The organism is Acinetobacter lwoffii (assembly GCF_024129715.1).
Classification (GTDB): Bacteria; Pseudomonadota; Gammaproteobacteria; order Pseudomonadales; family Moraxellaceae; genus Acinetobacter; species Acinetobacter lwoffii_U.
Map to the genome: position 1 here is coordinate 68,093 of NZ_JAMXXM010000009.1, position 19,397 is coordinate 87,489.

Genomic DNA, 19,397 nt, shown 5'->3' on the forward strand with positions numbered 1-19,397 from the left:
AGTCAGGGAGAATGAAAATGACAATTTTAAAAGACATGAACGAACTGAACTGGTACGAAGTCTGCAATCTGGATGAGATCACCCCGAATACCGGTGTTGCAGCCCTGATTGAAGGTCAGCAGATTGCAATTTTTCGCGTGGGTCAGGAACAGCGGGTTTATGCACTCAGCAATCAGGATCCGTTTAGTCTGGCCAATGTCATGGCACGTGGCATTCTGGGTGATCTGCAAGGTGAGCGTGTAGTCGCATCCCCAATTTACAAGCAGCATTTCAGTCTGGTGACCGGTCGTTGTCTGGAAGAACAAGAGCAGAAATTACTGGTATTTCCAACCCGAATTGAAAATGGCAAAGTTCTGGTGAGTCCGACTCCACAAAAAACTTATATTTCCAGTAATGGTCAAAACACAGAGCGCTTAAAACTGGTACTGATCGGGAATGGACTGGCGGGTATGCGTTGTCTGGAAGACTTGCTGGATATGGCGCCAGATCGTTATGACATTACCGTGATTGGGGAAGAGCCATGGGGCAATTACAACCGGATCATGTTGTCACCGGTATTGTCTGGTGAGAAAAGCTTTGCCGAAATTATGCTGCATTCAGCCGACTGGTATGCTGAAAAAGGCATTCGATTCATTGCTGGGGATGCTGCCATCGCTATCGACCGTTCGCGTAAACAGGTCCACACCCAAAAAGGCGAAGTCGTTGCTTATGATCGTCTGATTCTCGCCACTGGTTCCAAACCCTTCATGCCACCTATTCCGGGTGCTGAACTTGAAGGCGTGATTAGCTTCCGGGATATTCAGGATGTTAACCGCATGCTGGATTACTGCAAAACCAAGCAAAATGCCGTCGTGATTGGAGGTGGGTTGCTGGGTCTAGAAGCAGCTTATGGACTGAAGCAGCAGGGGATGAATGTAACTGTGCTGCATCTGATGGACCGTATTATGGATCGTCAACTGGATATGAAAGCCAGTCAAATGCTGAAAAAATCAATTGAAGATAAAGGCATCCGAATCATCACTGAAGCCAACACCGAAGAGCTGCTCGGTATTGATGGTCACGTGACTCAACTGCGACTAAAAGACGGGACAGTGCTGGATGCCGATTTGGTGGTCTTCGCCGTCGGGATTCGACCAAATAAAACCCTGGCTGAACAGGCTGGTCTGCGCTGCAATCGCGGGGTGCTGGTGAATGACACCATGCAAACCTATGACCCGAGTATTTATGCAGTGGGGGAATGTATTGAGCATCGTGGCCAGACCTTTGGGCTGGTTGAGCCACTTTGGGGACAGGCCTTTATCTGTGCGACGCATCTGGCTGAACATGGCCGACTGACGTTTAAGGCACCGACTGTTCCGACCCAACTCAAGGTTAGCGGATGTGATGTATTTTCGGCCGGAAATTTTGAACCTCAGGATGATTTTGAAGATATCGTGTTGAATGATGAAAAACGTCAGATTTATAAACGCATCATCATCCAGCAGGACAAAGTCATTGGTGCGGTGCTATTTGGCGATACCGAAGATGGAGCTTGGTATGCAGAACTGATTGCAGATCAGACACCGATTAGTAATATCCGCAGCAAACTGCTTTTTGGTCGGGATTTTGCATTAAAAAAGGCAGGGTAATCGGATCAATCTCCCAACCCCTCTTTAAACAAGAGGGGAACCTCTCTCCTTTATTAAAGGAGGGTTGGTGAGGATTGAAGCTTTTGAGACATAGAAAAAATTTAAATCAAACCTGTAAAAGCTAGATATCAGAGATTTGGTGAAACAAGTGAATTTGGATGATTAAGGAGCGCAGCAGCAATGAATAGTATTCCGATTATGGAACTACATAGCTCTACTGAATCCCAAATAAAAACCACTCAGACGACCTGTCCTTATTGTGGAGTAGGCTGTGGCGTCATCGCGCACATAAGCCAAACTCCTATGGGTGAAAAGGTTCAGGTTGAAGGCGATGTTCAGCATCCTGCGAACTTGGGCAAGTTGTGTATTAAAGGCAGTCATCTCGCCGATACACTTGGCTTAAAAACCCGGCTTCTGCATCCGATGACAGGTCGAAAAGAACAGCGGCAAATAAGCACTTGGGATCATGCCATTTCAAGTATTGCCAATAAATTTCAGCAATGTATTGATCAGTATGGACGTGACAGCATCGCCTTTTACGTCTCCGGCCAGCTTTTGACTGAAGACTATTATGTGGTGAACAAGTTTGTAAAGGGCTATCTTGGTACTGCCAATATTGATACCAATTCAAGACTATGCATGTCTTCTGCTGTAGCGGCACATAAACGGGCTTTTGGCGAAGATTTGGTGCCGGCCAGCTACACAGATTTTGAGCAGACAGAAATGGTGGTCTTGGTGGGTTCCAATACCGCCTGGTGCCATCCGGTGCTTTATCAGCGCATCATGAAAGCCAAAGAAGAGCGGGATTTATTTGTAGTGGTGATTGACCCGCGCTTTACCGCAACCTGTGAAGCGGCAGATTTACACTTGCCGATTTTACCAGGTCAGGATGTCGCGCTGTTTAATGGCCTGTTGCAGTATCTTCAGCAAAATGGTCATGCCGATCTGGATTTTGTTACCCAGCATACTCAAGGTCTGGAGCAGGCACTTGCCAGCAGCTCGACAGAGTCATCGCTTGAAAGCGTGGCAAAACGTACTGGTATTGCTATTGAAAAATTAACCTTATTTTTTCAGAAATTTGCACAGACCGAAAAAATCATGAGCCTGTTTTCCATGGGCGTAAACCAATCCTCTCAAGGAGTAGACAAGGCCAATAGCATTATCAACTGTCATTTATTGACAGGAAAAATAGGCAAACCCGGTTCGGCACCTTTTTCCATGACCGGACAGCCGAATGCCATGGGCGGACGGGAAGTCGGTGGACTGGCCAATATGCTGGCCAGTCATCTGAATCTAGATAATCCGCAGCATCAGCAACTGGTGCAGGATTTCTGGCAAAGCCCGGTCATCGCGCGGCAGCCCGGATTAAAAGCGGTAGATTTATTTCAAGCGGTGGAAAGCGGGAAAATCAAGGCCATCTGGATTATGGCCACCAATCCGATCGTGAGTTTGCCCGATGCAGATCAGGTTAAACGCGCTCTGGAGAAGTGTGAATTTGTGGTGGTTTCCGATATTTGTCTTGGCACCGATACCATGCAATATGCCGATGTACTGTTACCGGCACTGGGTTGGGGCGAAAAAGATGGCACAGTCACCAATTCGGAGCGCCGTATTTCCCGGCAAAAGGCTTTTTTGCCGGCTCCGGGTGAAGCCAAAGCGGACTGGTGGGCCATTTCCCGGGTGGCTCAGGTCTTAGGTTTTCGCGGTTTTGACTTTAACAACAGTCATGACATTTTTCTGGAACATGCCCGTTTATCTGCCTATCAGAATAGTTCGCTTTCGCAACGTGAAGATACACCGAATTTTCGCTATTTCAACCTGCAAGGTTTAACTCATCTCGGTTTTGCGGAATATCAGAATCTAACACCGATTCAGTGGCCAGTCTGGGATAAGCAAGAAGTTTATCAGGTTGATCAACTATTTAGTCAAGGCCAGTTTAGCCATGCAGATGGCAAAGCCAGATTGGTGCCAACAGTTTCAGCCGATCCGGTACATGCTATTTCTGCTGAATATCCTCTGATCCTGAATACTGGACGCATTCGCGATCAATGGCACACCATGAGCCGTACCGGATTATCTGCCAGTTTGTCCCAGCATCGTGCCGAGCCTTATTGCGAGCTGCATCCGCAAGATGCACTGAAGTATGGCCTGAAAGATGCCGAGCTGGTCGAGGTGAAATCCGCTTGGGGAAGTTGTGTACTCCGTGTGCAATTTTCACAAAATATACGACGTGGCCAGATTTTTGCACCGATTCACTGGAACGACCAGTTTGCATCCGATGCGCGGATTGGCAAAGTGGTGAATCCGGTGGTTGACCCGATTTCCGGCGAGCCAGAATTTAAGCATACTCCGGTGATGATCCAGCCATTTTATACCCAGTGGCAGGGCGTGCTGTATGTACGGGAAGGCTTTGAACAACAGATCCAGACCATGATTGAAAATACGGTGTGGTGGAGCAAAATTCAAACCACTCAGGCCATCCGGTATGAACTGGCAGACCGGCGCCGTTTTTCTGATATCACCGGGCAGATCAAGAGCCTGTTAGCCTTTGATGATGAAAGCTTTGAATGGCTGAATCTCGAAGATCAAACGGCGCATATCAGTCATAGTGTGGTGCTTCAGGATGGCCAGTTAATTGCCAGTTTTTATATCGCACCGGCGGCACTATTGCCAGATCGTGACTGGGTGGCAGGCCTGTTTAGACGTGAACGTCTGAGTGCATTACATCGTAAAGCATTGCTGGCAGGTCAGGCCATGTCGATGGGAAATAGTGAAGGGCCATTGGTCTGTAGCTGTTTTAAAGTCGGTAAGAACCGAATTATTCAAACCATTAAAGATAAAAATATCACGCATGAAAAACAGGTAACTGCATGTCTAAAAGCCGGAGGAAATTGTGGTTCATGTTTGCCAGAAATTAGAGGCCTGATTAAAGCCTGCCAGACGGAGTACATAGAATGAAAAGAAGAGTGATGAAGACGGTGTCTTATCCGGAAACTGATGTGGTGATCCTGGCCGGCGGTTTAGCGCGGCGCATGAATGGCATCAATAAATTGCTGCACAAATTTGATGATGAAATCCAGCTCATTAAAATCCATCATCAGTTGAAGTCCCGGGCAAGCAAAGTTTGGGTCAATAGCCATCGGGATCATTCCATTTATAAACGGATGATTCCTTCGATCGACTTTTATCAGGACGATGAACCCGGTTTTCATGGACCATTGATGGGCATGAAGAGTGCCTGGTCACATGTACAATCTGATTATGTGCTGTTCGTACCTTGTGACGTGACCTATATTCCCAAAAAGGTCATTTCACGTTTACATCAGGCTCTGCAACGACATCCTTTATCTGAAGTGGCGGTAGTTGAAATCAATGAAAAGGCATTGTTTCCATTCTGTCTGATGAAACGAAGCAGCTTACCCACGCTTATACAACATCTTGAAAATGATCAGCACAGTTTAAAACTCTGTTTTGCTGACATGCACATGCAGCGGGCAAGTTTTAAAAATCGTGCCCTGTTTTTCCACAGTATTAATTCATTTGACGAGCTACAGCAGCATCAACAGCTTAACTTTCTCTAGCGTTTAAAATGCTAAAAGCCGAATCATTATATTCTGGCTCACCAAAATATTGCTTTTTTTATTTTTCGAACAAAATTTCGGACTAAAAAAGAACAAATATTATCCATTAATATTATTTAAAAATAAATTTGTGCAAAGTTGGAACACTTATTGCTCATTCATTGTGAAGCAATAGGGCAGTAAATCAAGACTGTTAAATAACCGTGCAGATCTCATCATGGACCGCAGCAATGAACAGCATGAAAGTTTTAGCATCTCGCAGTATCTTTCAGGATCAGTTTGGACGCCAGAAACGTAAGTTGCGGATCTCGGTGACTGACCGTTGTAATTTCAAATGCAGCTATTGCATGCCTGAACATCCGGAATGGATGAATAAAAAAGATTTGCTCAGTTTTGAAGCCCTGTATGCTTTTTGCGAGTTTATGGTGCGACACGGGATTGAGCAGATCCGGGTGACGGGGGGCGAACCGTTGATGCGCCAAGGCATCGTTCATTTTATTGCCCGCTTACAGACGCTGAAAGCCTTTGGCCTTAAACGTATTTCCATGACCAGCAATGGCCATTATTTAAAAGATTATGCCCAGCCGCTTAAACAGGCAGGACTGGACGACCTGAATATCAGTCTGGACAGTCTTGATCCAAAGCAGTTTCAGCAACTGACCCAAAAACAGTTACAGCCTGTACTTCAAGGTATTTCTGCCGCGCAGCAGGCAGGGTTGTCCGTCAAGATAAATAGTGTGCTCATCAAAGGCATCAATGACAATCAGATTATTCCTCTCGTAAAATGGGCACAGTATCAGGCTGTAGAACTGCGTTTTATTGAGTTTATGCCCCTCGATGGCGATCAGAAATGGAATCCGTCTGATGTCATCAGTGAGCAGGATATCCTGGATCAACTGAAAACTGAATTTGATGTCCAGGTATCTCAAGGACAAGGCGCCAATCCAGCCCGTGGCTATTTGGTCAATGGGCAGCCTTTGGGGATTATTTCCACCATTACCCATTCATTTTGCAGTGATTGTGACCGCCTACGCCTCAATGCCCAAGGTGAATTTTATAACTGTTTATTTGCCAGACAAGGCCTGAACCTTAAGGCAGATATCGAACAACTGGCGCTGGATCATTTCGCCACACAGACATTTCAGCACAAGCTCCACGCTTATATCTGGCATAAAGAGGCCGGCTTCCATGCGATCCAGCAATCACCAATACAAAAGCCGATCCGAAAAATCAGCATGCACAGCATTGGAGGGTAAATATGTCACTCACTCAGCAAAAATTAATTCATATCAAAATAGAAGCCTTCGGTGCGATTGAACGACAAATTCCCGCAGATTTAAATTTGCAATGCGAGTCTGAAATTCATGTTTCTGAAGTCCTGAACCAGTTGCTATCCCTCTATCCCGATATACAGCCCATGCTGGAACGTTGTGCGTGTGCAATCGGTGAAGACATTATTTCCAGACAGAATGTTTTAAATCGTGACAGTACGCTGGTGCTGTTATCGCCGGTAGCAGGAGGCTGAGATGCAACTCAAGTCACTAAAACAATTTGCCCGAATCCAGCAGACTGCTTTTAGTCTGGAGGATTTTGATGGTATCCAGCATTTTCCGGAATGTGGTGGAATCGGCATCTTTGTCGGAACAGTACGTAACCATCATCAGGGGAAAGCTGTGCGTGCCCTGAAATATACCGCCTATGCGCCTGTGGCTGAAAAAATGATTCGTGAAATTGAACAGCAGATCCAGATCAAATACCAGGTGTCTTATGTGCGGGTAGTGCACCGTATTGGTGAGCTGGGGGTTGGGGAAACAGCCATTATTGCTATGGCTTATGCGGCCCATCGTCGTGAGGCCTTCGCTGCCTGTGAGGAAGCTGTGGAACGGGTGAAGCATGAGGTTCCGGTCTGGAAAGAAGAGTTTTATCTGGATGGTAGCAGCCAGTATGTGGAAGGCTGTTGTATTCGAAAAGATCATGGACCTGAAACTAATCACTCTCATCATGCAGAAGAAGCGCATTGTCACCATCACCATGTAGCAGAACACGCTTGCCAATCACCATCTAATTAAATGCGTCCAATGAGGATGCATAAGATGAATCACTTTAAAACAGATTTTAAAAATTAGCCTGGGATGAATCATGAAAAATGTAGGGATGAAAGCAGAAAGTTACCGTACAGCAATTGCCACTGGAATCCTGCATGCACCGCCACATTGCATTGAGTTGCTGCGTAATGGTAATACTGAAAAAGGGGATGCCCTGAAAACAGCACGCATTGCTGGCATTCTGGGTGCCAAACGGACCGATGAGCTGATTCCACTATGCCATCCATTGCCGATTTATCGTGCCGATGTGGAATATGAACTGTGTGATGCGCATGTCGAAATTATTGCTACCGTTGAAACCATCGGACCCACCGGTGTGGAAATGGAAGCTTTGACAGCGGTGAGTCTGGCAGGTCTGACCTTGTATGACATGCTGAAGCCGCATTGTGAACTGGAAGATTTGTCGCTGGATCAGTGCAAGTTGCAGCAGAAAAAAGGTGGAAAATCACATTTTACCCGCGTACTTAAAGAGAGTCTGTCCGCTTCAGTTATTGTACTGTCCGATACGGTTGCAGCAGGCAAAAAGCCGGACACTGCCGGACAAAATGTGCTGGAAATTTTAAAAGAAGCCAATTTTGATTCTATTAGTTATCAGGTCATTCCCGATAGCCCAGAACAGCTCTTGACCCTGATTGAACAGCAGAAAAATCAGTATCCGCTGATTCTAACTGTGGGTGGTACTGGATTGGGTCCTAAAGACCTGACAGTCGAAACCCTGCAACCTTTGCTGCAACGGGAAATTCCCGGCTTGATGGAAGCTTCACGTAGTTTTGGGCAAAAACGTACCCCTTATGCAGCATTAAGTCGTGGCGTGGCTGGCTATATTGAGAACAGTCTGGTGATGACCCTACCGGGAAGTCGTCAGGGTGCGAAAGAATCTCTGATCGCGGTACTTCCGGCTTTGGTGCACTTGTTTGATGTGCAAAAAAATATCCCACATGCGGGGGGCTATCAATGAATCAGGCACTATCACATTCAGCCTGCGGTGCTGAACCGGGACTGATTTCTGTTGATCAGGCACTGCAGATGTTACTTGAACAGACGCATATCTTGGTAGCTGAAAGCCTGCCGCTTGCTCGGGCTCTGAATCGCTATCTGGCAGAGGCGATTGATTCGGCCATACCATTGCCGCTGTTTTCACAAAGTGCTGTAGATGGCTATGCGCTTTGCAGTCCAGAAAATGTTAGTGCTCACAGCACTTTTGAACTCATTGGAGAGATTCGGGCAGGGCAAAGTACTGAAATTGAACTGCGGCCAGGTCAGGCGGTCCGGATTTTTACCGGTGCCAGGATTCCAGCAGGAACTACAACGGTCGCCCGTCAGGAAATTGTCAAATGCCATGCCAATCAAATCATTATTACAACAGACCTAAAGCCTCATACGGATATACGTGATGCAGGCGAGGAAATCGCACAAGGGCAGCGTCTGGCAGATGCAGGTCAAAAACTGCATGTAGGTGCAATTGCAGCTTTGAGCATGGCAGGCGTAAAGCAGGTTTCAGTCTATCGTTATCCTAAAATTGCTGTTGTGATTACTGGAGATGAAGTCGCTTCCAGCATTGAAGACCTGAATTCCGGAAAAATCTTTGACGCCAATGCTCCACTGATTCAGGCCTGGTTTCAATCACAGGGTCAAAACGTAGATATTCTGCATGTTTCAGATAATGAGTATGAGCTGCAAACGTTAATACATCGTCTTAAAAACCAATACGACTTCATATTGACCACAGGCGGGGTTTCGGTGGGTGATTATGATTTCATTCGTCCTGTTGCCCTGGAGCAGGGTTTTGAGCAGATTTTCTGGAAAGTGAAGCAGAAGCCCGGAAAACCGATGTTATTTGCCAAGTATCGTCGAGATGATCAAGGTTACTGTTATCTCTTGGGTTTGCCGGGAAATCCGGCTGCTGTGTATGTCGGGATGCAAATCTATACGACAACTTTACTGAATGCCTTACAAGGGCAAAAGCAGTCACCTGCATGGCTTAGTGCGGTAATGACACATGATTTGAAAGCGGATGCACGTGAACGTTTTTTAAGAATGGCTGCAGAATTTGATCAGGGTACTTTAAAGCTCAAAAGCCTGGCGAAACAGCAGTCGCATATGTTGAGTAATCTGATGCAGGCCAATTGTCTGGTACGTATTCCGGCCGGAACAGAAATCCAAGCCGGGCATGTGGTACAGGGTTTACTGATTTGAAATGCCTGTCGCAATTCTCAATATTCGAATCACATAGAATGAGAAAGATGGATTTATTCAAAGTTCTACTCACTGGCGTGCTGTTGACTAGCCCCATGCTGTATGCCGAAACAGTTAAAATATATGCCGCAGCCAGCCTGACCAATGCGATTACTGATATTTCCAGACTATATGAGCAACAGCATCAGGACATCCAGATCGTTCCGGTTTTTGCTGCGTCTTCGGTATTGGCGAAACAAATTGCGGCGGGAGCGAGCAGTGATCTATTTTTCTCTGCAGACCTAGACTGGATGAATGATCTGATCAAGAAACAAAAAATTCAGATCGGTCAGATTCGACCTATGCTTTTGAATGAACTCGTATTGATTAGTTCTATTCAGCAAAAAAATCATTTTAAAATGTCAGCTGACTTTAATTTTGCGAAAGCCTTTCAGGGTTATTTATGTACCGGACAAATGGAATCGGTGCCTGCTGGAAAATATGCCAAACAAAGCTTAACCGGGCTGGGCTGGTTGAATCAGCTTCGAGGCAGAATTGTCGGTACGGATAGCGTCCGTTCAACTCTCGCATTTGTAGAACGTGGCGAATGTCAGGTCGGTATTGTGTATAGAACTGATGCCTTGATGAGTAAAAAAGTTAAAATTTCGGGGGTGTTTCCAGCCAGAACACATCGTCCAATTGTGTATCCGATTGCTTTAACCCGGCAGGGCCAGAAAAATCAGGCAGCAGTCCAATTTTCTAAATTTATCCAGACGAGTCCAAGGGCCAGGCAGATTTTCCAGAAATATGGTTTTAAGCTTAAGGTAGGCTAACTGCTCATGCTTACACCAGAAGAACTGAGTGCCTTGATGCTTTCAGCCAAAGTGGCGGGCTTTGCCACAGCGGTGTGCCTGCCATTTGCGATTGCCGTAGCATGGCTGTTGGCACGTTATGAATTTAGGGCCAAATTTCTCGTAGAGGCAATATTGCAGATGCCTATGGTACTGCCGCCGGTAGTACTGGGCTATCTTCTGCTCCTGCTATTTGGCCATCAGGGGATACTGGGACAATATCTTCATGCATGGGGAATTCAGCTGATATTTAACTGGAAAGGTGCAGTACTGGCAGCAATGATTGTGGCATTTCCTTTAATGGTTCAACCAATTCGCTTGTCCTTTCAAATGATCAACCGACAATTAGAACAGGTGGCAGGATCTCTAGGCGCAGCACCATGGTGGGTATTCTGTAGCATTAGCCTGCCTTTGGCTTTGCCTGGAATTTTAATCGGTAGCATTTTATGTTTCAGCCGCAGTCTGGGAGAATTTGGCGCCACCATTACCTTTGTCGGTAATATTCCCGAGGAAACCCGCACGATTCCTATCGCCATTTATAGCCTGCTACAACAGCCTGATGGAGAAAGCATGGCCATGCGTCTAGTCATTTTATCTCTGATTCTGGCTTTTTCTGCCTTGATTGCAAATTATTGGATCATGCAGAAATATCAACGTAAATTGGAGGCCTAAGATGCTGAAGTGTGATTTTCAGTTTAATTACGCAAATTTCCAGTTACAGGCCAGTCTGGATATGCAGACACAATTGATTGGTATCGTCGGAGCATCAGGAAGTGGGAAAAGCACCTTTTTAAAAAATATTGCAGGGCTATTAAAACCATCACAAGGCTTTATTCATTTTCAGCAAAAAATACTATTTGATCATCAGCAGAAACTGAATATTCCTGTTCATCAAAGAAAAATTGCCCTGATTTTTCAGCAAGCCTTACTGTTTCCGCATCTGAATATCATGCAGAATTTAAGATATGCAGAACAGCTAAATATAAAAAATAAAAATCAGCAGAAATTTATGTTTGAAGACATTGTGGAGTTACTCGAATTAAAGCCACTACTTCGGCATCGGGCGCATCAACTTTCTGGTGGACAGGCACAGCGCGTTTCTATTGGACGTGCACTTTTATCTTCTCCCGATCTATTACTTTTGGATGAACCTTTAAATGGACTGGATCAAAAGCTGAAAAACCAGATTTTACCTTTTCTGAAAATTGTGATTAATCAAACAAACTTACCCATGATTTATGTGACTCATCATATAGATGAAGTGGCGTATTTAGAGGCGCAGATGCTGCATTTTGAAAAGGGAAAAATAGTCTGATTCAATGCTGCACCGATTTAAACCAGCAATGACTCCGAGTGGGTCATCCTCTCGCTGTTTTGCTCATAATGCCTCAGAAGATATCTATTTTTCTCTCTATTTTTAAAAAAGAAACATCTAATTTAAGAGTCTTAATATAAATTATTTTATACAAAACAATATCTTATTTTATTTTAAAATTAATCTGGCATGGCCTATGCATGAATCTGATTAAAGTCAAAGAAGACTCTACATTTGTATGACGGCCAATGACGTCCGTTCTGATCGTTACTGATATGCCTGGGCATCACAGTGACTTAAATACGTTCAGTTCTGGTAAGGAAAATGGCTATGTCTTCAAATACAAGTCTCAATAAAGCAACAAAAATAAGTCTATTTAACTTCAGTACTTCAGCGATGCGAGCCTTCCATATGAGTTGGCTCGCTTTTTTTGTCTGTTTTTTTGCATGGTTTGCCTGTGCACCCTTAATGCCTGTGATTGCCGGTGAATTCAGCCTGACCAAAGAGCAGATCGCCAATATCAATATTGCCGCAGTCGCCATTACAATTCTAGTGCGTCTGATCGTGGGGCCGTTGTGTGATAAATACGGTCCGCGTAAAACCTATACTGCCTTACTAATTATTGGCAGTATTCCGGTGTTTGGTGTGGCATCGGCTAACAGTTATGAATCCTTCTTGTTTTTCCGTTTATTGATTGGTGCCATCGGTGCTAGTTTTGTCATTACCCAATATCATACCAGTATCATGTTTGCGCCGAATGTGGTGGGAACGGCAAATGCGACTACAGCAGGCTGGGGTAATGCCGGTGGCGGTGCGACCCAAGCCCTGATGCCTTTAATGCTGGCTGCTTTGGTCATGTTCGGTGTAGAACAGGCGATGGGATGGAGAATTGCGCTTCTGGTGCCGGGCATTCTGATGGTCATTGTCGGTGTACTGTACTGGAAATTCACCCAAGACTGTCCACAAGGCAATTTTAAAGAACTTCGTGCGCAAGGTATTTCTGTCGGTAGCGATAAAAAAGGCGGCCTTGCCATCTTAATGCATGCCGCACGTAACTACCGTGTCTGGATTCTATTTGGGGCTTATGCTGCCTGTTTTGGTATTGAAATTTTTATCCATAATATTATTGCCTTGTACTTTGTCGACAACTTTCAGTTTGGCCTAAAAGAAGCAGGCATGGCAGCCGGGATTTTTGGTTTACTGGCATTGTTTGCCCGTGCCTTGGGAGGTATTGTTTCAGACAAAGTCGCGATTCAAAAAGGTCTGGATGGTCGAACCAAAGTCCTGTTTGCCTTGATCATGCTGGAAGGTCTGTTTCTTATTCTATTTTCGCAAATGAACAGCGCGACCTTGGCGATCATGGCGATGACTATATTTGCCTTGTTTACTCATATGGCATGTGGTGCAACCTATGCACTGGTACCCTTTATCGACCGTGATGCCTTGGGTGGTGTGGCCGGTATTATTGGAGCAGGTGGCAATGTCGGCGCGGTAGCTGCAGGTTTCCTGTTAAAAGGCATGCTGGATATTCAAACCACTTTGATGGTACTGGGTAGCTTGGTGGTGATTGCTGCAAGTTGTGTGTTGATGATCCGCTTCTCTGTCGAACATAAAGAAAAAGAACAGCTGTTATATGAACAGGCAGTAAATGAACGTCATCTGGCGGAAGCACAGCAATAACACTACATTCCTGATTTAAAATGAATGAACAAAAAGGATAGCAATATCCTTTTTGTTGTTTTTGCTAACTCACTAATAAAATGATGAACCCAATATTCAGGATAGGAAAGTATTATTTAAACAGGACAGGAGGATTGAATTCATCGAATAAAAATAAAATTATTTATAGGTTGTAAGTTTAATTTGAGATGAAAAAATTATATATATTTTAATAACGATTTTAAAAAATAAATGAATTTAATGAGTGCAGATAAAATAAAAGCCATTTTCAAAATGGCTTTTATTTTTAGAATGATAAATTAATAGGTTTTGTAAGGTAAAAACTTTCCGGATAATACGACATTCACCCGATCTCCGTTTGGATTATTCTCACGTTGAATATCCATATTGAAATCAATTGCACTCATAATTCCATCACCAAATTCTTCATGGATCAGTTCTTTAATAGTCATACCATAGACGCTGACAACCTCATACCAGCGATAAATCAGCGGATCTGTCGGCACGCTAGTTGGCAGAGAACCTTTATAGGGTACGATTTGCAGCCAGGCGATGGCTTCATCAGTCAATCCAAATATTTCACCAATTTTTTCTGCCTGTTCTTTATTAAAAACCATCTGACCCAAACATGCGGCTGTCACCCATTCTTTAGAAAGGCCTATTGTTTCAGCGACATCTGCCCATTTGATAGACTTTAAAACTTTCGCTGAAATAATCATGTCTGTCACTTGTTGACGATGGCTAATCATAATCTTCTCCAATAGCTATATTTAAAAAATGACCGCTATAGATAATGCAGAGATTGTGCCAATATAATTATAAGGATGAAATTTTAAAATAATTTATAGGATTTTTATTAGCCATTTAAAATAAGTGGCATGCTATTTGCTTTTATCTATATTAAATATGGCAACGGCGCCATGACACGATTGATCTGTTTGAATAATACAAGGCAAAGACGCCTAAGGTTGAAATAGACCTTAGGCGTTTTTTATTTGCAAACAGGTAAGTAATTTATATAAAGGGGATAAAAATATGGCTTATCTTGCTCCTGCAGAGTTTGCAAAAAAAGTGGTCGATGCCGGTGAGGCAAAACTTCATATGGCAACGCGCGATGTTTTAATCCGTGCGTTTATGGCAGGCGCAATTCTGGCGCTGGCAGCAGTATTTGCCGTGACGATTGCGGTACAAACAGGGGTGCCGCTGATCGGTGCGCTGCTATTTCCAGTCGGTTTCTGCATGTTGTATCTATTGGGCTATGACCTGCTGACCGGGGTATTTGTATTGACTCCATTAGCCTGGTTAGACAAACGTCCTGGGGTAACGTGGGCCCGTATTTTAAAAAACTGGGGACTGGTTTTTTTAGGTAACTTTGCCGGATGTTTAACCGTGGCCGTGTTGATGGCCGCGGTCTATACCATGGGTTTCGCCGCTGAACCGAATGCGGTTGGGGTGAAAATTGCCCATATTGGGGAAGACCGGACTTTGGGCTATGCCGAATATGGTTTTGCTGGCTGGATGACAATTTTTATCCGCGGCATGCTATGTAACTGGATGGTATCACTTGGTGTAATTGGCGCCATGATGTCAACCACAGTCAGCGGCAAATTCATCGCGATGTGGATGCCAATCATGCTGTTTTTCGCCATGGGCTTTGAACATTCAGTGGTGAATATGTTCCTGTTCCCATTTGCCATGATGATGGGCGGTGATTTCTCGATTACAGACTATTTCTTGTGGAATGAATTGCCGGTGGCACTGGGGAATTTGGTGGGTGGTTTGGCACTGACCGGTCTGGCACTCTATACCACGCATGTACGTACTGGTGATAAAAAAGAATTCTAATCTGAGCGTGATGATTTATGTCTTGAGATTAAAGGGATCGATTCGATCCCTTTTTGAGTATTTAAAATGAATAAAAAATTAAAGATCAGCATTGGGCAATATTCTTCCGCTGGAATCAAAGCCCAGAATCAGGATTTTCATGGGGTCTATATTCCTGAAGGCCACGCGCTTAGCAGTAAGGGAATTGCCTGTGCAATTGCAGACGGGATCAGTAGCAGCAATGTCAGTCATATTGCAGCAGAAACTGCAGTCAGCAGTTTTTTATCGGATTATTACTCGACTTCGGATGCATGGAGCACCCAAACTTCAGCGGCACGGGTCATTCGTGCGACCAATTCCTGGCTCTATGCACAAACCCAGCAAAGCCGCGGGCGTTTTGATAAAGACCAGGGTTATGTCTGCACCTTTAGTGCACTGATTTTGAAACAAAATAGGGCACATATCTTTCATGCTGGCGACAGCCGGATTTATCGCATTCAGGCACAAGTCATTGAACAGTTGACGGCTGATCACCGTGTTTGCCTGTCATCAACAGAACATTATTTAAGTCGTGCACTGGGTGCCGACCATCGTATCGATGTCGATTATCAGCAGCTTGAATTATGTGAAGATGATTTCTTTATCTTGATGACAGATGGTGTCTATGAGTTTATTGATATGCAGCTCATATCAGATCTGCTTCAACAGCAACAACATCTGGATATCATTGCCAAGTCTATAGTCGAACTAGCCTTAAAGCGGGGTAGTGATGACAATCTCACCATTCAAATCATCAAAGTGGAACAGTTGCCTGATGAGGAATCCTTTCATATCAAGAGCCATGTTTTATTTCCACACCAGTTGAGTCATGGTGATCTGTTTGAAGGTTATCGAATTGATAAAATTCTGCACCAAAATCATCGCAGCAGCCTCTATTTGGCGCATGATGAAGCGACACAAAATCAGCTGGTCATTAAAACCTTGTCTGTCGATGTGCAGGATGACCTGCAAGCGATGGAACAATTTCAGCTGGAAGACTGGGTATCGAAACGCTTAAAACATGAAAATCTGCTGCAATGCTATCCACATAAGGGCAGCAAGAAGTTTTTATTTCAAAGTTATGAATATTTACAAGGGGAAAGCCTAAACCGATGGCTGCACCGTCATAAAACTGCTTTAACTTTACAGCAGTTGCTTCCGATCATTGAGCAGGTGGCCAAGGCACTGAATGCCATGCACCGTCTTGAAATGCTGCACCAGGATGTACGACCAGAAAATGTCATGCTGCTCGAACCAGCCGATACCTTGAAAGTGAAACTGATTGATTATGGATCGACTGCGGTCAGAGGTCTGGTTGAACTGAATCCCAAACACGCAGATGTTCCTTTGGGAACCTTGGCCTTTATGGCACCTGAGTATTTTATTGGACGCTCACCCTCAGTAAAATCAGATCAGTTCTCGCTGGCGGTGATGAGTTATTATTTATTAACCCGACAGTTGCCTTATGGGACGGACCTCGCGCGCTGCAAGACCGAAAAGGCCTTAAAGCAGGTTCGATATCATCCTCTCTATGAGTATCGACCGGATCTGCCACATGGCTTGGACGCAATCTTTAAAAAAGCGCTTTCCATTCGCCCGGAGCAGCGCTATGAAGCACTTTCAGCCTTTATATATGATCTGAAACACCCAGATATCAAATTTAAAAAATCAGTTTCACGCCCTATGCTTGAAAAGCATCCAGTCACTTTCTGGAAATCCTGCACAGCGATTCTTTTTTTGTTATTGCTCTGGGTGTTTGCACTATATTTTAGCCAATGAAAATAATCAAAATAAGCTGTTGAACGATTTTTTTTGACTGAAGTAAAAAATCAGATGTGATTTGAGCTGAGATGTAGTCAAAATATCTATTTATTCTTATTGCAGATTTTTCTATTTTTACGATGATTGACTCTGTGTTTTCGAAGATTATCCCTATAAAATAGAAAGTGCAGTTAAAATCTAAGTAAGCATAAAAACATTGGAATAATAATTGCTTATTTTTAATACCATTAGAATAAAAAGGCAGATGAGACATGAAAATTCAATTTTTTAAGCTGATTTTAATCTTGAGCAGCAGCATGGTGATGAGCCAAACCAGTCTCGCCGGAGATGGTGGCTTGCGTTTTGCTGAGAAAAATCAGGAAATAGCGGCACAAATTCAGGCCAAGAAAAAAACGGCAGAAATACAAGCGCAGTCCCTACAAGCAAAAGCCTCTACAGAAACGAAATAGTAAAACAGCACTCATCCAAGAAGGTGAACTGTTCAGGTTAGATCAGATGTATAAGATGTTGTGATGCGAAAACTAGTCCCTAACTTTTTAATACTGAAAAAAACTCCCCATCCATTTTTAAGAACGGGGAGTTTTTGTATTTTTGAATCCTTGAAAAATTTATTGATTCTGTTCTTCGTCCTGTCTTTCCTGACGCAGTTGATCACGTTGTCGCTGTGGATCATGAAGACCTAATTGACCTCGCTGGATCTCGCGATCCTGTTTTTCTTGCGGATCAAGTTGCTCTTCAGTGAGTTCATCATCATTTCGGTCGGTTGGATTGGACATAGTCTTTCATCCTCTAAAATATTTTCTACTTTTTATTGTATGAATTGAGCAAAATTATTCTGTGACTTTTATACCGAAGTTAGTTTTCTATCTTGTTGCTGCTGTAAATTTAAGCGCTATTTTATAGACAAATTTAATAAAATTAATTTAATCAATAAAATTAAATTAATAAAAATTAAGGGAATAGCAATTCAAACCTAGAAACCCAATAGGTGAATATATCTCATTATTATGATTTAAAAATGAGAAAAACTAAATAAAATAAGAGAAATGGGTTATGCTTAAGACAAATTAAGTGTCATCCGTCTTTTGAAATTTCCGGTATTTTCCATGATAGAACTCCGCCATTTAAGAACTTTAACTGCTCTGCGGGAGCATGGTTCTCTGGTTGCAGCAGCAAGTGATTTATGTTTAACCCCATCAGCCTTGTCACATCAGCTACGTGAACTCGACCAATGGTTCGGGGTTGAAGTAGTGAATCGGCGTAGTCGTCCCGTAAGTTTTTCAAATGTTGGGGAGCGGTTGTTAAAACTGGCAGATGAAATATTACCGCAAGTTCAAATTGCACAGAGCGATATCAGCCGTATTGTGCATGGCCAGACCGGACGAATAGTTTTCTCCTCTGAATGTCATAGCTGTTTTGACTGGTTGATGCCACTACTCAATCAATACCGGATGCAATATCCGGATGTAGACCTGGACTTTGCTTCAGGTTTTGAATCGAATCCGCATGAATTATTACAAACCGGAGAGTTTGATCTACTGATTACGGCTGATCCAATTGCGCTTAAAGGCATTGAATATTTCCCGATTTTCGAATACGAATCACGCTTGGTTTTATCCAATACCCATCCACTGGTACGTGCGAAAGAGATTACTGTTCAGGAGCTTGCTGAAGAAACGCTGGTAACTTATCCGGTGGATAAACACCGTTTGGACATTATGTCGCGTCTGTTTATTCCCGCTAATATTCTACCAAAAGACATTCGCACCACAGATTTGACCCAAATGCTGATTCAGCTGGTGGCAAGTGGTCGCGGGATTGGTGCATTACCTGATTGGGTGGTAAATGAATATGAGCAGAAAGGCTGGGTCACTTCACGCCGCCTCGACTGTGTGGCACCTGAAGGCTTACGTCGAACTTTATACGCCGGCTATCGCACAGAAGAAAAACAGAAAGATTATTTTGAAGGCTTCTTGAAACAGCTGGATCGGTTTTCCAAGAAAAGACAGGTCTACTACAACTGATCAATGAATAGTTGAATGTCTATAAGCCCGTGATTCTTAAAAATCCTGCATCGTCAGGATTTTTAAGAAATTGATTGTTTTTCTCTCAAGGATTTCAATTTTTCTATAAGATGATGAAGTTAATCTCGTCTACTTCGAGTCAGAAAATATACAACTTCGGCCAACTTTATAAATTAAAGAACTGGTTTAGTTGATTATAAATTTTTCTAATTATCACATTTTGCCAAGTGGAAATACATCTGTGCAGAATTAAATTGCATATTATTAAATGTCAATTACTTAAAAATTAAGTTCTTGAAACTTGTGAGGATGTGGTTCTGATCTTGCAAGTTGATTTTTAATAAAAAGATTAAATAAAATGAAAAAACATACGCTGATCAGTCAATTTTTTGG

Annotated in this window: 18 protein-coding genes; 16 read left to right on the forward strand and 2 right to left on the reverse strand. The window is 43.6% G+C overall.

Annotated elements, in window-relative coordinates:
* Positions 1-17: 17 nt before the first annotated feature.
* The 12 genes from nirD (at position 18) to NI462_RS08190 (ending at position 13,335) form a co-directional block, all read left to right on the forward strand.
* Positions 18-1,628, forward strand: coding sequence for a nitrite reductase small subunit NirD (nirD, locus tag NI462_RS08135; protein ID WP_253159983.1), 1,611 nt, complete (start codon positions 18-20; stop codon positions 1,626-1,628).
* Between the two features lie 180 nt (positions 1,629-1,808).
* The gene (locus NI462_RS08140) at positions 1,809-4,586 is read left to right on the forward strand and encodes a nitrate reductase (RefSeq protein WP_253159985.1); all 2,778 of its coding nucleotides are present in this window, start codon (positions 1,809-1,811) and stop codon (positions 4,584-4,586) included.
* Entirely contained in the window at positions 4,583-5,209 is a 627-nt protein-coding gene (gene mobA / locus NI462_RS08145) for a molybdenum cofactor guanylyltransferase (RefSeq protein WP_253159987.1), read from the forward strand. Before NI462_RS08140 ends, mobA begins: the two co-directional genes overlap by 4 nt.
* A 230-nt stretch (positions 5,210-5,439) precedes the next feature.
* Complete coding sequence (gene moaA, locus NI462_RS08150; protein WP_005106909.1) at positions 5,440-6,465, forward strand: GTP 3',8-cyclase MoaA; 1,026 nt, start codon at positions 5,440-5,442, stop codon at positions 6,463-6,465.
* Between the two features lie 2 nt (positions 6,466-6,467).
* The gene (locus NI462_RS08155) at positions 6,468-6,734 is read left to right on the forward strand and encodes a MoaD/ThiS family protein (RefSeq protein ID WP_004280351.1); all 267 of its coding nucleotides are present in this window, start codon (positions 6,468-6,470) and stop codon (positions 6,732-6,734) included.
* 1 nt (position 6,735) lies between these two features.
* Entirely contained in the window at positions 6,736-7,278 is a 543-nt protein-coding gene (locus NI462_RS08160) for a molybdenum cofactor biosynthesis protein MoaE (RefSeq protein ID WP_253159989.1), read from the forward strand.
* A gap of 70 nt (positions 7,279-7,348) precedes the next feature.
* The gene (moaCB, locus tag NI462_RS08165; protein ID WP_253159992.1) at positions 7,349-8,272 is read left to right on the forward strand and encodes a bifunctional molybdenum cofactor biosynthesis protein MoaC/MoaB; all 924 of its coding nucleotides are present in this window, start codon (positions 7,349-7,351) and stop codon (positions 8,270-8,272) included.
* A complete protein-coding gene (locus NI462_RS08170) occupies positions 8,269-9,510 on the forward strand; it encodes a molybdopterin molybdotransferase MoeA (RefSeq protein ID WP_253159993.1) in 1,242 nt (413 codons plus the stop codon). The genes moaCB and NI462_RS08170 overlap by 4 nt, the downstream gene beginning before the upstream one ends.
* Before the next feature lie 47 nt (positions 9,511-9,557).
* Positions 9,558-10,322 carry a molybdate ABC transporter substrate-binding protein gene (modA, locus tag NI462_RS08175; RefSeq protein WP_191112893.1) on the forward strand — a complete coding sequence of 255 codons (765 nt, stop codon included), beginning with the start codon at positions 9,558-9,560 and terminating at the stop codon, positions 10,320-10,322.
* Positions 10,323-10,328: 6 nt separating this feature from the next.
* The gene (gene modB, locus NI462_RS08180; RefSeq protein WP_253159995.1) at positions 10,329-11,012 is read left to right on the forward strand and encodes a molybdate ABC transporter permease subunit; all 684 of its coding nucleotides are present in this window, start codon (positions 10,329-10,331) and stop codon (positions 11,010-11,012) included.
* Between the two features lies 1 nt (position 11,013).
* On the forward strand, positions 11,014-11,655 hold the full coding sequence (locus tag NI462_RS08185) for an ATP-binding cassette domain-containing protein (RefSeq protein WP_253159997.1): 642 nt from the start codon (positions 11,014-11,016) through the stop codon (positions 11,653-11,655).
* A 330-nt stretch (positions 11,656-11,985) separates the two neighbouring features.
* Positions 11,986-13,335 carry an MFS transporter gene (locus tag NI462_RS08190; RefSeq protein ID WP_253159999.1) on the forward strand — a complete coding sequence of 450 codons (1,350 nt, stop codon included), beginning with the start codon at positions 11,986-11,988 and terminating at the stop codon, positions 13,333-13,335.
* A 299-nt stretch (positions 13,336-13,634) separates the two neighbouring features.
* On the opposite strand, the gene cynS is transcribed toward NI462_RS08190, so the two are convergent.
* Positions 13,635-14,084, reverse strand: a complete 450-nt coding sequence (gene cynS, locus NI462_RS08195; RefSeq protein WP_253160002.1) for a cyanase — start codon at positions 14,082-14,084, stop codon at positions 13,635-13,637.
* A gap of 286 nt (positions 14,085-14,370) precedes the next feature.
* On the opposite strand from cynS, the gene NI462_RS08200 reads away from it, so the two are divergent.
* The 3 genes from NI462_RS08200 to NI462_RS08210 all read left to right on the forward strand — a co-directional run bounded on the left by NI462_RS08200 (position 14,371) and on the right by NI462_RS08210 (position 17,429).
* A complete protein-coding gene (locus tag NI462_RS08200) occupies positions 14,371-15,180 on the forward strand; it encodes a formate/nitrite transporter family protein (protein ID WP_004280337.1) in 810 nt (269 codons plus the stop codon).
* Positions 15,181-15,246: 66 nt separating this feature from the next.
* Positions 15,247-16,977, forward strand: coding sequence for a bifunctional protein-serine/threonine kinase/phosphatase (locus NI462_RS08205; RefSeq protein ID WP_253160004.1), 1,731 nt, complete (start codon positions 15,247-15,249; stop codon positions 16,975-16,977).
* A gap of 254 nt (positions 16,978-17,231) precedes the next feature.
* Complete coding sequence (locus tag NI462_RS08210) at positions 17,232-17,429, forward strand: hypothetical protein (protein WP_004646985.1); 198 nt, start codon at positions 17,232-17,234, stop codon at positions 17,427-17,429.
* Between the two features lie 159 nt (positions 17,430-17,588).
* On the opposite strand, the gene NI462_RS08215 is transcribed toward NI462_RS08210, so the two are convergent.
* Positions 17,589-17,756, reverse strand: a complete 168-nt coding sequence (locus NI462_RS08215; protein WP_005100295.1) for a hypothetical protein — start codon at positions 17,754-17,756, stop codon at positions 17,589-17,591.
* A gap of 330 nt (positions 17,757-18,086) precedes the next feature.
* Here NI462_RS08215 and NI462_RS08220 point away from each other — a divergent pair, with 330 nt between their 5' ends.
* Positions 18,087-19,004, forward strand: a complete 918-nt coding sequence (locus NI462_RS08220; RefSeq protein ID WP_253160005.1) for a LysR family transcriptional regulator — start codon at positions 18,087-18,089, stop codon at positions 19,002-19,004.
* The last annotated feature ends 393 nt before the right edge of the window (positions 19,005-19,397 follow it).

Coding starts and splice junctions, on each gene's coding strand:
- nirD (WP_253159983.1), top strand. CDS start 18: ATGACAATTTTAAAAGACATGAACGAACTGAACTGGTACGAAGTCTGC.
- NI462_RS08140 (WP_253159985.1), top strand. CDS start 1,809: ATGAATAGTATTCCGATTATGGAACTACATAGCTCTACTGAATCCCAA.
- mobA (WP_253159987.1), top strand. CDS start 4,583: ATGAAAAGAAGAGTGATGAAGACGGTGTCTTATCCGGAAACTGATGTG.
- moaA (WP_005106909.1), top strand. CDS start 5,440: ATGAACAGCATGAAAGTTTTAGCATCTCGCAGTATCTTTCAGGATCAG.
- NI462_RS08155 (WP_004280351.1), top strand. CDS start 6,468: ATGTCACTCACTCAGCAAAAATTAATTCATATCAAAATAGAAGCCTTC.
- NI462_RS08160 (WP_253159989.1), top strand. CDS start 6,736: ATGCAACTCAAGTCACTAAAACAATTTGCCCGAATCCAGCAGACTGCT.
- moaCB (WP_253159992.1), top strand. CDS start 7,349: ATGAAAAATGTAGGGATGAAAGCAGAAAGTTACCGTACAGCAATTGCC.
- NI462_RS08170 (WP_253159993.1), top strand. CDS start 8,269: ATGAATCAGGCACTATCACATTCAGCCTGCGGTGCTGAACCGGGACTG.
- modA (WP_191112893.1), top strand. CDS start 9,558: ATGGATTTATTCAAAGTTCTACTCACTGGCGTGCTGTTGACTAGCCCC.
- modB (WP_253159995.1), top strand. CDS start 10,329: ATGCTTACACCAGAAGAACTGAGTGCCTTGATGCTTTCAGCCAAAGTG.
- NI462_RS08185 (WP_253159997.1), top strand. CDS start 11,014: ATGCTGAAGTGTGATTTTCAGTTTAATTACGCAAATTTCCAGTTACAG.
- NI462_RS08190 (WP_253159999.1), top strand. CDS start 11,986: ATGTCTTCAAATACAAGTCTCAATAAAGCAACAAAAATAAGTCTATTT.
- cynS (WP_253160002.1), bottom strand. CDS start 14,084: ATGATTAGCCATCGTCAACAAGTGACAGACATGATTATTTCAGCGAAA.
- NI462_RS08200 (WP_004280337.1), top strand. CDS start 14,371: ATGGCTTATCTTGCTCCTGCAGAGTTTGCAAAAAAAGTGGTCGATGCC.
- NI462_RS08205 (WP_253160004.1), top strand. CDS start 15,247: ATGAATAAAAAATTAAAGATCAGCATTGGGCAATATTCTTCCGCTGGA.
- NI462_RS08210 (WP_004646985.1), top strand. CDS start 17,232: ATGAAAATTCAATTTTTTAAGCTGATTTTAATCTTGAGCAGCAGCATG.
- NI462_RS08215 (WP_005100295.1), bottom strand. CDS start 17,756: ATGTCCAATCCAACCGACCGAAATGATGATGAACTCACTGAAGAGCAA.
- NI462_RS08220 (WP_253160005.1), top strand. CDS start 18,087: ATGATAGAACTCCGCCATTTAAGAACTTTAACTGCTCTGCGGGAGCAT.